Origin of the sequence: Priestia sp. SIMBA_032 (assembly GCF_046535215.1) — a bacterium.
GTDB classification, from domain to species: Bacteria; Bacillota; Bacilli; order Bacillales; family Bacillaceae_H; genus Priestia; species Priestia aryabhattai.
This window is the reverse complement of the sequence record NZ_JAWRXD010001299.1, coordinates 1-246: the sequence shown is the minus strand read 5'-3', so window position 1 is coordinate 246 and position 246 is coordinate 1. Positions and strand designations below refer to the sequence as shown.

The 246-nt window shown below is 66.7% G+C and carries 1 protein-coding gene; it reads right to left on the bottom strand.

Annotation, left to right across the window (positions count from 1 at the left end):
• On the bottom strand, positions 1-246 hold a 246-nt coding region (locus SB717_RS38515; protein ID WP_410908488.1), incomplete at both ends, for a DUF6325 family protein.

Here is a 246-nt window from a genome sequence, read left to right as displayed (position 1 = left end):
CGGCGTTCACGACAGGGGCGGGGATGCGCTCGCTGTGCAGCACGACTCCTCCCGACTGGAAGAACTTGCTGGCCAGGTCCTTGGCCCAGACATGCTCGATCACGAGGATCGCGCCGGTCGTTCCCGGTTCCAGCAGGTCGGCGATCTGCTGCACGTCCTCATCGCCGGCGAGCCCGCTGGCCTCCAGGGTGATGTCCGTCAGCCCGATCTCGTCGCCGATCTCCTCCAGCTCGATGATGTCGACGC